This window comes from Polaromonas sp. P1_E12 (genome assembly GCF_056405975.1).
In genome coordinates, this window is sequence record NZ_JBFUBB010000006.1 from 106,849 (window position 1) to 121,095 (window position 14,247).

Below are 14,247 nucleotides of genomic sequence, written 5' to 3' on the forward strand. Positions count from 1 at the left end.
TATGCTCGATAGCTGACAGGAACGATACTTCAGACGTGAACTAATGAGTATTTTTGTAATAGATGACCATCCGCTGATGCGCGAAGCGGTTGTCATGTTGATTCGCCGCCTTAGCAGCAAAGCCACTGTGACCGAGCTGGACCGGCTCGCCGCGGTAATGCCTGCCGTGCAGCAACACGGTGTCCCCGAACTCATCTGCCTCGACTTGAGGTTGCCTGACACCAATGGTGTTTCGGGCGTGCGTGAGCTCAAACACCAATTCCCCAATGTGCCGCTGGTAGTGCTGTCGGCCGCGCCGGCCCAGGACTACGAGGACTTGTCCATCGAGGCAGGTGCCGATGCCTACATCCAGAAGTCTGCGGGGGCCACCGAGATATCGAACGTCCTGCGCGTCTTCCTGAGTGAAGAACTCGACCCGGAGCCATCCACCCCAACGGAAAAACTGTCCAAGCGGCAAAAGCAGTTGCTGGTCATGCTCGACAAGGGCATGAGCAACCGCGACATCGCCGAAGAGCTGCAGATCAGCGAGCACACGGTGAAAGTGCATTTGTGGCGGCTGTTCCGGCGCCTGAATGTCAAGAGCCGCTCGCAGGCCAGCCACCTGGCGCGCACCCAGGGCTTGCTCTAGCAAGACCGGGTAACACTGGGCCGGGTCACTGGCCCGGCGTGCGCAACTCCACCCAGAAGACGCTGCCACGCCCGCTCCTGGAGGCAAGCCTCACAGGATGCCCCAGCGCCTCACTCAGGCGCGAAACGATGGCCAGGCCCAACCCAAAACCTTCTTCGGTACCCTGCAGGGGAATCCGGTAGAACTCCTGAAAGATCGCCTTCTGGTGCTCTTTCGCGATGCCCACACCGGTGTCCCATATCTCGATGCATGGCACCCCGCGCCGCCGGCGCACAGCCAGCAGCACACCGCCTCGATGCGTGTTGCGCAGTGCGTTCGACAACAGGTTGCCGACCAGCCGCTGAAGCAGCACGGGGTCGGACCTTACCTGCCCCGCCGCAGGGCGAATCCTGAGGCGCAGGTTTCGCTCCCGCGCGAAGGGCGCGTATTGCGCCTCCAGATCCTGCACCAGCCCCGCCAGGTCTACGGCCTGCAGGTTGACCCGCAGTGGGCTGGACTCCAGCCCCGCCAGGTCGAAGAGGGAGTTGAACAGGTCGTTGACCGCCTTGGTGGACCGGACGATCTTGGGTGCTATCTGCGCTACGAATTCTGGCTCGGCAGCCAGCCAGCCGGCGTACAGGTCCAGGGCATGCACCGGCTGGCGCAGGTCATGCGCGGCGCTGGCGATAAAACGGTTCTTGATCTCGATGGCCTCAAGGGCGGCACGGCTTTTTTCAGTCAACGATCTGATCAGTTCGGAGTTGTCGTACTGCAGTTCGAGGTTGGCACGCTGCACCTGGTGAAAGCGCTGGCCCGACACGCGAATGACCACCCAGTAAATCACGATCAGCACCACCATACCCCAGGTATTGAACGTGGAAGAAATTCCTCTTTCCAGCATCAGCTGGTAGAAAAATACCGTCAGGGTGGAAATGCCCAGGCCGTTCACATAGCCTTTGAAGCAGGGGAGCCAGGAGGAAAAGGTGCCCACCGCAAACCCGGCCATTCCGACCAGGACGATCATGCCGAGGAACTGGTCATACACGGGCGCTTTGAGGAAGTACACAAACATCGACGCCCCCCAGACCATGGCACTCATGGGCCACGTCCACGTGTAGCGCGCCATGAATGCGCGCAACGCAGGGCCGCTGACGCCCAGCAGCGAACGCTGGTAAATGCCGATGACGCGGTACCGCACCAGGGTCACCAGCGTCGCCGCCGTTGCCCAGATGCCCAGACTGAGCAGGTCTACATGGCGGTAAAGAATCACCACCATGGACACGATCAGGACCAGTGCGGAATGCAGGGCCGGGCGGGCATACCGCATGAAGATATGGATCAACCGCATTTCCACCCAATCCTCGCGCGAGATATCTGGCGCGCCCTGGATAGGCCGGATCGCTGTGGGGTGGTCCATGGAATGCGAGTTTACGTCGCATCCGGGGCCGCAATGCCATCCGCGGCGCACGCCTGTTGCGTTGCGGTCTAGGGACTTACGCTCAGTTAAAAGTCACGCCGGCCCAACGCACGCGGCCAAGCACGGAAAAATCCCGGTCTGTACTTTCGTAGCCCTGGATGTCAAACGGTTCATACGCCGGGTTGTAGCTGCTGACGCGCAATATCTTCCCGGGCAGGCGCTGCAGTTTTTTGACCAGCAAGGCGCCGTCAAGCCGTACCATGTGCACGCCCTCTGTCAGGGCATCGCGATCCCGCAAGTCAGTCAGCACTGCGTCCCTGGAATGCAGCCACGGCTCCATGGAGGCGCCCGCCACCGTGGACATGACAATGTCGTTATGGTCAATGCCCAGGTCATACCGGATGAACTGCACATCAAAGGGACGCATCGCCACGACCGACCCAAGGTCGTTGAATACGTCCCGGCCCGGCGAAGCGCGGAGGTCAAACAGGGGCGCATAGACAAACGTGCCGGTCTCGACCGCGCGCACGTCGCGCGCCACTGCCGCAGCAGCCCGGATTTCGTCTGGAGCTTCCCGGCCCAGTAGCTGCCCGGGCGTCAACCGGTATTCCCTGGCGAGTACTTCCAGCTCGAACGCATCCGGCAGGCTGTCGCCACGCTCTATGTTCCAGATGGTGTTGCGGTGAACCCCGACCGTGGCCGCAACCTCATTGATTTCCCTTGTGCCCCGGGCCATGCGGCAGCGCTGGCCAAACTGGCGCATGAAAACCGACCTGGCTTCGGTTCGCACAGACCTGGCACTCGCCTTGTCGACGGCTGCTGCGGCCTCATGCAGGTACCACGCAACGGGCTCTTCTGCCTTGACCGGCGCTGCGGCGGTAAAGGAATAGTGCTGGAGCTTGCCAGATGAGCCAGACCCCCCCACCCCTGACGCTGCTTCTTTTGTGTTCATGAACACTATTTTGTTCCCCCAAGCACAAAATGAGCAAACATAACACTCATTTAATTGGTAAAAAATACAATAAAAGTAGCACAAATTGAAACAGGCAGAAAAAAATGTTTGACTTGGCTTGTTTTGTGCTCAGAATATTAGATATGAGCACAATTAAATCGACACCCGCACAGGAAGATATGCACCCCGCCGATGTCATTGCTGCCCTCCGCAAACGCGGTACCAGTCTTCGAAAAATTGCCATGGAAAACGGTTACAGCCACATACAACGCGTGCTGACCAGCCCCTGGCTGGCGGCCGAGCAGCTCGTGGCACGCGCCCTCGACAAAAGGCCCGAGGATCTCTGGCCGTCGCGTTACCTCAATCCCGCCAGCCGGGCGCTGGCCTTTCAGCAGACGCGCAAGATCACGGTCACCATGCCGCACCAGCGCAATCAGGCTCAGCGCAAACTGGCACATGAGCTGACCGCCAACAACGCTCTCACGGATGGACCTCCGTACTCCCAACCGTAAACATCATCAGAGCGCCTGAGCGAGATCGCGACCAATCATGGGCGACCTTATCACCCACGATGTACGTGCCCTGTGGTTGCGGTTGCGCGCCACCGGTGGCTGGTGGACGCTGGCCTCGCTTCATCCTCACTGGAAACCCACGTATGAACCCAACGATGTCCAGCAAGCCATGGACATGCTGGAAGCGGGCGGCTTTGTGGAAAGCCGCCACCAGACCAGCCGGCTGAGCTACAGCGTCACCCCGGATTGCCAAACTCTGCCCGGCCTTGAGCCTGACCAGGAACCTGCCACCCTCGCGGTGACCAAATGGTCCGATTGGCCCATCCGCCGATGGGTTGACTGGCAGGCAGCCAGAAATGAATTCATCGAAAGACGAATGGCCGGTGCCGCGCTACGGCGGCCACCTCATCCACACCGACACGACATCCAGTCAACCCGATCACAAAGGAATCACATGCTGCTATCCAGCACCGGAATCAAGTTACGCGTTCATCTACGTACCCACGACGGTGAAAACGTCTTTGTAGAACTGGAAAACGAAGACATCGAGAAAGCGGCAATGGCCAAAGCCAGCGTGACCGAAGCCGAAGTTCATCCCATCAGGATGATGTGCGTTGAATTTGTGCAGGCGATGACCAGCCCATTAAACAGCGGTGACCGCCTGAAAGCGTAACCGTAGCCTGGAAGGCCTTCCGTCCTTCGCCGGTGCTGCCCTGAGGGGGCCACCGACGCCGTTGCGGCAGCCGCTCCTCCTGGGCGCAGCGGCAGTGACAGTCACCAGCACTGCGCATCCGTGCCGCCAACGTGAGCAGCAGCAAATCCATAAACCCACAGCAGCATGAGCGCATGGAACGGTTTCATGGCGCCGGCCTTGTCACATATAGTGACATGTGTTCCTGCAAACATCTCCTCTAATTGAAGGATGTGATGTTCATCGAAATATAGGAAAGTGCACAGGTAAAGCGTGGTCGGTGCAATATGGCGTGATTTTTTGCACCAATTACTTACTACAGGTCCGCACTGCTACGCTTCAGTGGGCCTCCATGAAATGTCCCATTTGAAGAGGGTACGTCATGTCACAAAAATTTCCTGACGCAGACAGCACGACCAACCGCATCAGCCTGACTAATCCGCGCGTCGTGGAGTCGTGGTGCTCCGAGTTGAAATGCACAGAGTATGAATTGCGCGTGGCGGTCTATGCGGTAGGCAGCGAACCCGACGAGATCCGCAGTTATTTTCATCGCAGCAAGGACACCTGCCAGCAATGATTGCGAGCTGAGGTTTAGCCGTCAGTATCGGGAGCCATCCCAGGCTTCTGCCGGCTGGTCATGTATCCCGGCCTCCATTCTGCGAAACGCGAGGCGATTCTCAACATCCTCGCACCACCGCTGAAATGCCTCGGGAGTCGGCGCAGGTCCAACTCCCTTTTGAAAGGCCGCCATCTTTTGCATAAACGCCATATAACGCCGCGTGCGCTCGAGCTCTTCATGCTGCTCAACTCTCACAGCGGCGCGTAGCGTTTCCATAATTCTGGAGTTAGCCATACGCCCTCTTGGGCAGTTAAGAAAACACGGATCGGGCGTGAACTTTCCTGGAAACATCAATAGGGCAGCAAGCTGGAAATTGTTAAGAATTTTTAATGTCCATGGGGGTAGCGCTTGCGTTAGAAGTTAGAAGCGCGGCCCGGCAGAGTCGGGTTTTCTTCACGGCCTGTTCCTCTCCGCGCAAATCAGGGAACCGCCTGCATTCTCGAAAAGAACACATGCATGAGGTCCGTAAACGCGTCCGCCGGTATGGCGTCTGTTCGGTGCGCATCCAGTTCGGCAATGTGCTCGAGCTCCATGGGAAGCGCTTCAAGCGCCGCCATGGAAATGCCTTTGAAAATGCGTTCCCTTGTCGTCGTGATATAGACGATTCGGCAATTGTGGTGCCGCTTGTCGGTAGCGATGCTCACATACTTCTGAAGCACCGCTTGCTCCGGGCCTTCAATTATTTGTGCAAACACGCCTCCGCCATAAACAAGAAGGCCCGTGATGCCAAGAGGCGGGTTATTTTTCCCCGCGCTCTTCAAAACGCCATTGATCGCATCCTCGTTGATGCCATCTGCGGCATCACTGATGTAGAGCAGTCTGATCATGAGGCCGTGTCCTTGAGTTGAACTTTCAGCAGGCTGGAAGCATGCGTTCCATCGCATGAGGAGCCAGAGCGCTTCAGCATACGACGAAGCCAGACGCAAAGCAAAGTTAGCCACTCATGGAATTCATCAAAACGGTGATGTTCGGGTGTTGACCGCAAAACAAATGCGCGCAATCAATGCAGAATCAACAGTAAAGGCACGACGATGGATACTCGCACTCCGGAATGAAAAGTGGATGTGTGGATCTGCCGCAAAGTGCGCCGGTGTTTCCGCGATTTTGTTGCCTCGACTCCCAGCCAGGTGGCCAGCTTCTCGGCGTAGTGATAGCGCTTGCTGGCGCTGGCCCGCCTTGGGTACTTGGGCTCGCTCTCTTCCGACCGCAGGTGCTTCTTTATTGTGTTGCGAGCCAGGCCTGTACGCCTTGAGATCTCGCGAATGGACATCTGATCTCKCAATGCCCAACGCCTGATGACATTCAATGTCGCCACGTCTATCACTCCTAATTTCTCCTGCTTTTAAAACAAGCAGGGTAGTGCCTACGTGGGTCAGTTTTGGATGGAAATTACTGCGCTAAATGGGTCAGATTTCGATGGAATTCAACAGGTAGACATACGAACTAGCGCATGCGCGTAAACGATCGTAGTTAAAGAGCATGCCTTGGGGCGAGTCTAGCTGGACCATAATTATTCGCGCGGCTACTTTCCCTTACATGGGGTGAAAACATGGGGTGAAACGCAAGCCTCAGAAACGAAAAAACCCTTAAAAATCAAAGATCTTTAAGGGCCTTGCGTATCTGGCGGAGAGGGTGGGATTCGAACCCACGGTACCTTGCGGTACGCCTGATTTCGAGTCAGGTACATTCGGCCACTCTGCCACCTCTCCAGTGTGGAAAACGGATTCTAACAGCTGTAGCCGGCCTACTTTGCGGCTGGAGCCAGCACCTTGATGCCGCCCATGTACGGTTGCAGCACTTCCGGCACGGTGACTGAGCCATCAGCGAGCTGGTAGTTCTCCAGCACGGCAACCAGGGTGCGGCCTACGGCCAGGCCGGAGCCATTGAGGGTGTGCACAAACTCGTTCTTGCCTTGCGCGTTCTTGAAGCGGGCCTGCAGGCGGCGGGCCTGGAAGGCTTCGCAGTTGGAGACCGAGCTGATTTCGCGGTAGGTGTTTTGTGCGGGGAGCCACACTTCCAGGTCATAGGTCTTGGCGGCGCCAAAGCCCATGTCGCCGGTGCACAGCAGCATGACGCGATACGGCAGGCCGAGCTTTTGCAAAATGGCTTCGGCGTGGCCCGTCATGGCTTCAAGCGCTTCGTAGCTTTTGTCGGGGTGGGTGATCTGCACCATTTCGACCTTGTCGAACTGGTGTTGGCGGATCATGCCGCGGGTGTCGCGGCCGTAGCTTCCGGCTTCGGACCTGAAGCACGGCGTGTGCGCGGTGTACTGAAGCGGCAAGTCAGCCTCGGCGACGATTTCATCGCGCACGAAGTTGGTCAGCGGCACCTCCGACGTGGGGATCAGGTACAGCGCGGTGCTTTCGGCTTCGGCTGCGCCCTCTTGCCCGCCTTTCTTGGCGGCAAACAGGTCTTCTTCAAACTTGGGCAACTGGCCGGTGCCGCGCAGCGAATCGCCGTTGACGATGTAGGGCGTGTAGCACTCGGTGTAACCATGCTCGGCGGTTTGCACGTCGAGCATGAACTGCGCAAGCGCGCGATGCAGGCGCGCCAGCGGGCCTTTCATCACGGTAAAACGCGAACCGGTCAGCTTGGTGCCGAGTTCAAAGTCCAGCCCCAGGGGCTGACCCACATCGACATGGTCTTTCACTTCAAAAGCGAAAGCCGGCGGCTCGCCGCCCGGGCCTTCGATCGGGGCCCATTTGCGTACTTCGACATTGCCGGCTTCGCCCGCGCCTTGCGGCACGCTTTCATGCGGCAGGTTGGGCACAGCCAGCAGCAGAGTTTGCATGTCGGTCTGGATCTGGTCCAGCCGCGCGGCGGACGATTCGAGCTCGGCCCTGGAAGCACTCACCTGCGCCATGATGGCGCTGGCGTCTTCACCCTTGGACTTGAGCTGGCCGATCTGCTTGGACAGCGTGTTGCGCTGGTTCTGCAACTCTTCGGTGCGAATCTGCAGGGCCTTGCGTTCGGCCTCCAGCGCCTGGAAGGCTTCCACGTTCAGGAAGGCTTGCGGGGTTTTACGGGTCTCCAGCCGGGCGATGGCCGACGGCAGGTCTTTGCGAAGCAGGTTGATATCTAGCATGGGGCCATTGTATTTTGTAGGGCTGCGGTGGACAGGGCCCGTTCAGCTCAGTTCAGGCTGGACGGATCCAGGTTGGCGCCGCAGATGATGAGGCAGACTTTTTCGTCGGCACGCGGGCGGTAGCGGCCGCTTTGCAGCGCGGCCAGCGGCAGGGCCGCCGCGGGCTCGACGGCCAGCTTCAGTTCTTTCCAGAGCCACAGCTGCGCGGCGCGTATCGATTCGTCGGTCAGCAGCAGCGCATCACGCACATGGGCCTGCGTGGCATCCCAGGCCAGGCTGCCGATGCGTTTGGCGCCCAGTGAGTCGGCGGCGATGCCGCCAACGGCCACGTCCACCGGCTCACCAGCCTCACGGGCTTTGTACAAAGTGGGCGCCAGCTCCGGCTCCAGCGCCACCACACGGCTGCGCTGCTCAAACCAGCTGGCCACACCGCCAATCAGGCCGCCGCCACCCACGCTGACGAGCACGGAGTCGGGCACACCGCCCTGCTGCTCGATCTCTGCGGCCATCGTGCCAGCGCCGGCAAGTACTTCGGGCTGGTCATAGGCATGTGTCAGCAGCGCGCCGGTTTCCTGCTGGCGCGCCAGGCAGGCTTTCAGCGCGTCGGCGTACGCCGCTCCCGTCACCACCACCTCGGCACCCAGCGCGGCCAGCTTGGCGCGCTTGGCGGGGGTCGACACCTCAGGCACAAAGACTTCGCAGCGCACGCCCAACTCGCGGGCCGCGGCGGCTGTGGCAATGCCCGCGTTGCCGCCGGAAGCCACGATCACGCCGCTGGCCGGAATGGGATTGGACAGCAGGCGGTTGAGCATGCCGCGCGCCTTGAAGCTGCCGCCGGTTTGCAGGTGTTCGAGCTTGAGCCAGACCTCAGCGCATTCCACGCCCAGCGCCTTGCCAGGCAGCTTCCACAGCGGTGTTTTATGAATAAAGTGGCTGTAACCCGCTTCGAACTTGCGCAAGCAGCTCTCAATTTGATAGCGATTGGTCATATGGAAAAAAGAAGAAATCAGGTCAGAGCTGATGCAGCTGGCTGTCATTGACTTCCAGCATCTGGCCCTGCGCATCGAGCTTCAGGCCCTTGGGCAGCGGGAACTTGATGGTCTCCTCAATGCCTTCCATCTTGCGCACCGACACGGCGCCCAGCGCCTTGATGCGGTCTATCACCTGCTTGACGAGAATTTCGGGCGCCGAAGCACCTGCCGTGAGGCCGACCCGGCCCTTGCCCTCAAACCACGACTCCTTCAGCTCGCTGGCGTCGTCCACCATATAGGCCTCGGTGCCCAGCTTGGCGGCCAGCTCGCGCAGGCGGTTGCTGTTGGAGCTGGTCGGGCTGCCGACCACGATGAGGATGTCCACCTGCGGGCTCAGCACCTTGACGGCGTCCTGCCGGTTCTGCGTGGCGTAGCAGATGTCCTGGTGTTTGGGTTCGCGCACTTGCGGAAAGCGCGCCTTTACCGCCGCACTGATCTCGGCCGCGTCGTCCACGCTCAGCGTGGTCTGCGTGACGACTGCCAGGCGTTCGGTCTGGGCAGGGCTGATGCGCCACACGTCGGCCACGTCTTCCACCAGGTGGATGCCGCTGTCGAGCTGACCCATGGTGCCTTCGACCTCGGGGTGGCCCTTGTGGCCGATCATGATGAACTCGTAGCCCTCTTTGTGCAGCTTGGCCACTTCCACATGTACCTTGGTCACCAGCGGGCAGGTGGCGTCAAAAATCTGGAAGCCGCGGCGCTCGGCCTCTTTCTGGATGGCCTGGCTCACGCCGTGCGCGCTGAACACCAGCGTGGCGCCCGGGGGCACGTCGTCGAGCTCTTCAATAAAGATCGCGCCTTTTTCCTTGAGGTCGTTGACGACATAGGTGTTGTGCACGATCTCGTGGCGCACGTATATCGGCCTGCCGAATTTCGTTAATGCCCGCTCGACGATTTCGATGGCACGGTCGACGCCGGCGCAGAAACCCCTCGGTTCCGCGAGAAGGATTTCCTGGGGAAGCAATCTGGATTCAGTCATAACACCCCAATCACTTGCACTTCAAACACCACCGGCTGGCCTGCCAGCGGATGGTTGAAGTCGAACTGCACCGCGTCGCCGCCCTCTTTGACCTGCTGCACAGCGCCAGCGTACTGGCCCATGCCATCCGGCGTGGGAAACTGCACCACATCGCCCACTTTGTACTTCTCATCCGGGTCGCCCAGTTCGTTGAGCAGCTTGCGCGCCACCCACTGCACCAGCTCCGGGTTGCGGTCGCCAAACGCAACGCCTGCGGGCAACTCAAACGTTGTGCGCGTGCCTTCGGGCAGGCCAATCAGCCGCTGCTCAATGGCCGGAGAGAGCTCGCCCGTACCCAGGCTCAGGGTGGCGGGCTTGCCGTCAAAGGTGTTGATGATGTCCGCGCCCGGTTTGCCGTCCACGGAGGGCCCGGCCATGCGGTAGTGCAGGGTCAGGAACGAGCCTTGCTGGACAAGGGTTGCTTCGGGGGATTCCACGGTGGACATAGGGCTTTCGGGGCCAGGCGGGCAGCCGGCAACGGTTTGTAAAGGGAGGATCAGCCCCCTATTGTAGAAAGCCGGGAGTGACCAGGCCGATCATCGGTTTTTTCGGGGTTTTCGAGTGGCTTCTTCGGAGTTTTTCGGAGTGTTTTGGAAGCTTGTTCCCCCCGTTTCCACAGCAGGCAGGCAGCCGGCCGCTTGCGCCGGCGCATCGTGGATGACTGGCATGCTTTCTGCTGACTCACTTCCATGGACACTGCCATCACATCCCCACACACGCCAGCCCCGCCGGCCGGCCCGGATCACGACCTGCGGATTGACCCGCAGCGCCTCTGGGCCTCACTCATGGATCTCGCTGCCGTGGGGGCGACAGAAAAAGGCGGTGTATGCCGGCTGGCCCTGACCGAGCTTGACCGCCAGGGGCGCGCGCTCTTCGTGCGCTGGGCAACCGAAGCAGGCTGCACGCTGCGCGTGGATGCCATCGGCAACCTGTTCGCGCGCCGCGAGGGGCAGGACCCTTCGCTTCCTGCCGTTGCCACCGGCAGCCATATCGACACCCAGCCTACCGGCGGCAAGTTCGACGGGAACTACGGTGTACTGGCCGGGCTGGAAGTACTGCGCACGCTCAACGACGCGGGCATACGCACCGTCGCGCCGCTGGAAGTCTGCGTCTGGACCAACGAGGAAGGCTCGCGTTTCGTGCCGGTGATGATGGGCTCGGGTGTCTACGCCGGCGCTTTCACCCTGCAGTCAGCGCTTGAGGCCGCCGACCGCGACGGTATCCGCGTCGGCGAGGCACTCCAGGCCATCGGGTTTGACGGCACGGCGCCCGCTGCGGTGAACGACGGTGCACCGCGCTTCGGCGCCTATTTTGAGGCCCACATCGAACAGGGACCGGTGCTCGAAGATGCCGACATTCCGCTGGGTGTGGTCACCGGTGCGCTTGGCCAGCGCTGGTATGACGTGGTGGTCACCGGCCAGGAAGCGCATGCCGGCCCCACCCCGATGACATTGCGGCGCGATGCCCTGCAGGGCGCCACCGGCCTCATGCAGGCCGTGCGCAGCATCGCATTGGACGAACAGCCTGACGGCCGCGGCACCGTGGGCTATGTGCAGGTGCATCCCAATTCGCGCAATGTGATCCCGGGCCGCGTGACCTTCACTGTGGACTTCCGCCACGGCAACGACGAAGGCCTGAGCCGCATGGACGGGCGCTTGCGCCATGCCTGCGCCGCACTCAGCCAGTCAGGCGGCCTCACGGTCGGGATTGAGCAGACCGTGTACTACCCGCCGGCACGCTTCGCCGAGCCGCTGGTGGCTGCCGTGCGCGAAGGCGCGAAGCGCATGGGCCTGGCCCACCTGGACATCGTGAGCGGTGCCGGCCACGACGCCGTGTACGTCGCCCGCACCGCGCCGGCCGCCATGATTTTTGTCCCCTGCAAAGACGGCATCTCGCACAACGAGATCGAAGACGCCAAGCCGGAACACCTGGCAGCCGGCGCCAACGTGCTGCTGCACGCGATGCTCGACCAGGCGGGTGTGGCCGCAGCATGAAGGTACTCGCGCCGCAGCCGCTGACGCCAGACGCATTTGCGCCCTACGGCACCGTGGTGCAGGTGCCGGCCGGCGCCGAAGGCCACGCCATTAACGGCGGGACATCCGAGCGCTTCGACCTGATCGGCGACCTGCAGCTTGATGCAGACGGAGGGCGGCCGATGCTGGCGATATTTCGCGCACAGGCGCGGCGCTTTCCCCATGCAGTCGATGAAATGGAGTGCCATGCGCTGGGCAGCCAGACTTTTGTGCCACTGGGCGAGCGCCGCTTTGTCATCGTGGTGGCGCCGGCCGGCGCGCCGCCTTCTGGCGATACGCTGGCCGCCTTCATCACCGACGGCTGCCAGGGCGTGGCGCTTGCGCCCGGCACCTGGCACCACGCCTTGCTGGCGGTAGACGCAGGCGATTTTGTGGTGCTTGAGCGCGCCGCGGCAGCCGTCGACTGTGGCACCTGCCGGCTGCAACAACCCGTGACGGTTGCAGCGCTTGCATGAACCGCTTGAACTGCATAAGCTGCATGAACTACGCAACTGCCTGAAGGAACCCGGCCTGTGGTTCGCATTGGATTGATCTCCGACACCCATGGCCTCCTGAGGCCGGAAGCCCTCGCGTTCCTGCGCGGATGCGATCACATCATCCATGCCGGGGATATCTGCGAGCCGGGCGTCCTCGAAGCGCTGGCAACGCTGGCGCCGGTGACGGCGGTGCGCGGCAACAATGACCGGGGCGCCTGGGCCGACGCCCTGCCCGTCTCGACATGGCTGAACATCGGCGAAGTCACGATCCATGTGATCCACGATCTTGCAGAGCTGGACATCGACCCGGCCGCAGCGGGTGTGCAGGTGGTCGTGTCGGGCCATTCGCACCAGCCCCTGATCGAGGAGCGCGAAGGCGTGTTGTTCGTGAACCCCGGCAGTGCCGGTCCGCGCCGCTTCAGGCTCCCGATCACCCTTGCCGAACTCCAGATCGACGGCCCTGCCATCAACCCGCGCATAGAAAAGATTCAGGCAGAGATTCAGGCCGTCGAGACAGACTGAAGGCGCCCTTTAGCTATCAAATCAATAGCTGGTCGCGCATGTTCTACATGGTCTGGGGGCTGATTCTTCTTAAGAAAATCAAAAATATTCGGCATCAAGCCGCAATGCGCTGCGCCAGTGCCACCAGCGCCCGGTCCGAGCCCGCCGGCCCGAGCAGCGACAGGCCCAGTGGGGCGCCCTCACGCTGGGCCAGAGGCATCGACAGCTGCGGGAAACCGCTCAAGCCGGCGATGCACAGCAGCTGGATGGCGCGGTTGCGGTAGTCCTCCAGCCCGGCCTCGCCTTCGCTGCGCAACGGCGCAATGTCGGGCATGGTCGGCATCAGCAATACGCCGTCGCTGCCAAGCAGCGCGGCCAGGTGGCTGCGAAAGGCCGCGCGAAAAGCACGGCCCGCGCTGACCTGCGCATCCGTCACATCACGCGACCAGGCAAAGCGCTCGGCCACGCCCGGCCCCAGCGGCGGCGCGTAGCGCTCAATCAGCGGCCCGTCGGTCAGCCAGGCCTCGTGCGCCTGTACGTACCGGAAATTCCAGTACATCGCATCGAAGGACTCCAGCGCCACGGTGGTGCCCTGCGCAGTGCCGAGCACGCCCTGCACCCGTTCGACGGCGCCCTGCAACGCAACGGCCGCCGCCGGCACGGCCAGCGACCACACATCTTCAGGATGCAGCAGCCGCACGCGACCTGGCAGCGCGGCGGCATCGGGGCCAAGCAACACGTCGGCCACCCGTGCGAAGGTGTGAATATCCCGCGCGAACCAGCCGCAGGTGTCCAGGCTGGGCGCCAGGTCCAACGCGCCCTCCAGGCTGATGCGGCCATGCGTTGGGCGCAGCCCATACAGCCCGCAGTGATTGGCCGGCGCCCGCACGGAGCCGCCGGTGTCCGTGCCCAGCGCGAAATCGCACAGGCCCGAAGACACAGCCGAGGCCGAGCCTGATGAACTGCCGCCGGTGATGCGGTCTTTGGCGGCGCCGTTGATGGGGGCGCCGAAGTGCGCGTTATTGCCGTTCATCGAAAAGGCCAGCTCATCCGTGACCGTCTTGCCGGAAAACCGCGCGCCTGCATCGAGCAGCCGCTGCACGGTGGGCGCGGTACGCGTCTTGATGCCGGACATCGCCAGCACAAAAGGGCTGCCGCCACCTGTGGGATAGCCCGCCACATCGAACAGGTCCTTCACGCCGAAGCTGAGATCCGAGAGCGGGCCGGTGGCAGCGCGCGGCACCGGAGCGTCGGGATAGGGAACGAAGGCGTGGGCGGGGTCGTGCAGGGGCATAACGTGAAGGC

At 61.7% G+C, this 14,247-nt stretch carries 15 protein-coding genes, 1 tRNA gene and 1 pseudogene; 7 read left to right on the forward strand and 10 right to left on the reverse strand.

Annotated elements, in window-relative coordinates:
- Positions 1-43 precede the first annotated feature (43 nt).
- Complete coding sequence (locus tag AC1D13_RS17140; protein ID WP_457279564.1) at positions 44-628, forward strand: response regulator transcription factor; 585 nt, start codon at positions 44-46, stop codon at positions 626-628.
- 25 nt (positions 629-653) lie between these two features.
- On the opposite strand, the gene AC1D13_RS17145 is transcribed toward AC1D13_RS17140, so the two are convergent.
- Positions 654-2,024: a sensor histidine kinase gene (locus AC1D13_RS17145; RefSeq protein WP_457279565.1), complete on the reverse strand. Its 1,371-nt coding sequence runs from the start codon at positions 2,022-2,024 to the stop codon at positions 654-656.
- Between the two features lie 82 nt (positions 2,025-2,106).
- Complete coding sequence (locus AC1D13_RS17150; protein ID WP_477689984.1) at positions 2,107-2,976, reverse strand: XRE family transcriptional regulator; 870 nt, start codon at positions 2,974-2,976, stop codon at positions 2,107-2,109.
- A gap of 143 nt (positions 2,977-3,119) precedes the next feature.
- Between AC1D13_RS17150 and AC1D13_RS17155 the strand changes: the two genes are divergently transcribed.
- From AC1D13_RS17155 to AC1D13_RS17165, 3 genes are all read left to right on the forward strand, one after another.
- The gene (locus AC1D13_RS17155) at positions 3,120-3,488 is read left to right on the forward strand and encodes a helix-turn-helix domain-containing protein (RefSeq protein WP_457279567.1); all 369 of its coding nucleotides are present in this window, start codon (positions 3,120-3,122) and stop codon (positions 3,486-3,488) included.
- A gap of 169 nt (positions 3,489-3,657) precedes the next feature.
- On the forward strand, positions 3,658-4,161 hold the full coding sequence (locus tag AC1D13_RS17160; protein ID WP_477689985.1) for a hypothetical protein: 504 nt from the start codon (positions 3,658-3,660) through the stop codon (positions 4,159-4,161).
- Between the two features lie 400 nt (positions 4,162-4,561).
- Positions 4,562-4,756, forward strand: coding sequence for a DUF3606 domain-containing protein (locus tag AC1D13_RS17165; protein ID WP_457279569.1), 195 nt, complete (start codon positions 4,562-4,564; stop codon positions 4,754-4,756).
- A 461-nt stretch (positions 4,757-5,217) separates the two neighbouring features.
- Here the strand turns inward: AC1D13_RS17165 and AC1D13_RS17170 are convergent, their stop codons facing one another.
- The 7 genes and pseudogenes from AC1D13_RS17170 to AC1D13_RS17200 form a co-directional block, all read right to left on the reverse strand.
- Positions 5,218-5,625, reverse strand: a complete 408-nt coding sequence (locus tag AC1D13_RS17170; protein WP_477666125.1) for a BLUF domain-containing protein — start codon at positions 5,623-5,625, stop codon at positions 5,218-5,220.
- 239 nt (positions 5,626-5,864) lie between these two features.
- A pseudogene (locus AC1D13_RS17175) lies at positions 5,865-6,122 on the reverse strand (IS21 family transposase); the annotation flags it as partial.
- 297 nt (positions 6,123-6,419) lie between these two features.
- Positions 6,420-6,507 (reverse strand) — tRNA-Ser (locus AC1D13_RS17180).
- Between the two features lie 35 nt (positions 6,508-6,542).
- Complete coding sequence (gene serS / locus AC1D13_RS17185; protein WP_477689986.1) at positions 6,543-7,883, reverse strand: serine--tRNA ligase; 1,341 nt, start codon at positions 7,881-7,883, stop codon at positions 6,543-6,545.
- Positions 7,884-7,930: 47 nt separating this feature from the next.
- On the reverse strand, positions 7,931-8,872 hold the full coding sequence (locus AC1D13_RS17190; protein WP_477689987.1) for a threonine/serine dehydratase: 942 nt from the start codon (positions 8,870-8,872) through the stop codon (positions 7,931-7,933).
- Positions 8,873-8,894: 22 nt separating this feature from the next.
- A complete protein-coding gene (ispH, locus tag AC1D13_RS17195) occupies positions 8,895-9,893 on the reverse strand; it encodes a 4-hydroxy-3-methylbut-2-enyl diphosphate reductase (protein WP_477666122.1) in 999 nt (332 codons plus the stop codon).
- On the reverse strand, positions 9,890-10,378 hold the full coding sequence (locus tag AC1D13_RS17200; protein ID WP_477689988.1) for an FKBP-type peptidyl-prolyl cis-trans isomerase: 489 nt from the start codon (positions 10,376-10,378) through the stop codon (positions 9,890-9,892). Before AC1D13_RS17200 ends, ispH begins: the two co-directional genes overlap by 4 nt.
- A 243-nt stretch (positions 10,379-10,621) precedes the next feature.
- Here AC1D13_RS17200 and AC1D13_RS17205 point away from each other — a divergent pair, with 243 nt between their 5' ends.
- From AC1D13_RS17205 to AC1D13_RS17215, 3 genes are read left to right on the forward strand one after another with little or no spacing between them, the layout of a single operon-like run.
- Positions 10,622-11,926 carry a Zn-dependent hydrolase gene (locus AC1D13_RS17205; protein WP_457279575.1) on the forward strand — a complete coding sequence of 435 codons (1,305 nt, stop codon included), beginning with the start codon at positions 10,622-10,624 and terminating at the stop codon, positions 11,924-11,926.
- The gene (locus AC1D13_RS17210) at positions 11,923-12,420 is read left to right on the forward strand and encodes an ureidoglycolate lyase (RefSeq protein ID WP_457279576.1); all 498 of its coding nucleotides are present in this window, start codon (positions 11,923-11,925) and stop codon (positions 12,418-12,420) included. The genes AC1D13_RS17205 and AC1D13_RS17210 overlap by 4 nt, the downstream gene beginning before the upstream one ends.
- Before the next feature lie 57 nt (positions 12,421-12,477).
- Complete coding sequence (locus tag AC1D13_RS17215) at positions 12,478-12,963, forward strand: metallophosphoesterase family protein (protein ID WP_457279577.1); 486 nt, start codon at positions 12,478-12,480, stop codon at positions 12,961-12,963.
- 94 nt (positions 12,964-13,057) lie between these two features.
- Here the strand turns inward: AC1D13_RS17215 and AC1D13_RS17220 are convergent, their stop codons facing one another.
- On the reverse strand, positions 13,058-14,236 hold the full coding sequence (locus AC1D13_RS17220) for an amidase (protein ID WP_477689989.1): 1,179 nt from the start codon (positions 14,234-14,236) through the stop codon (positions 13,058-13,060).
- Between the last annotated feature and the right edge of the window lie 11 nt (positions 14,237-14,247).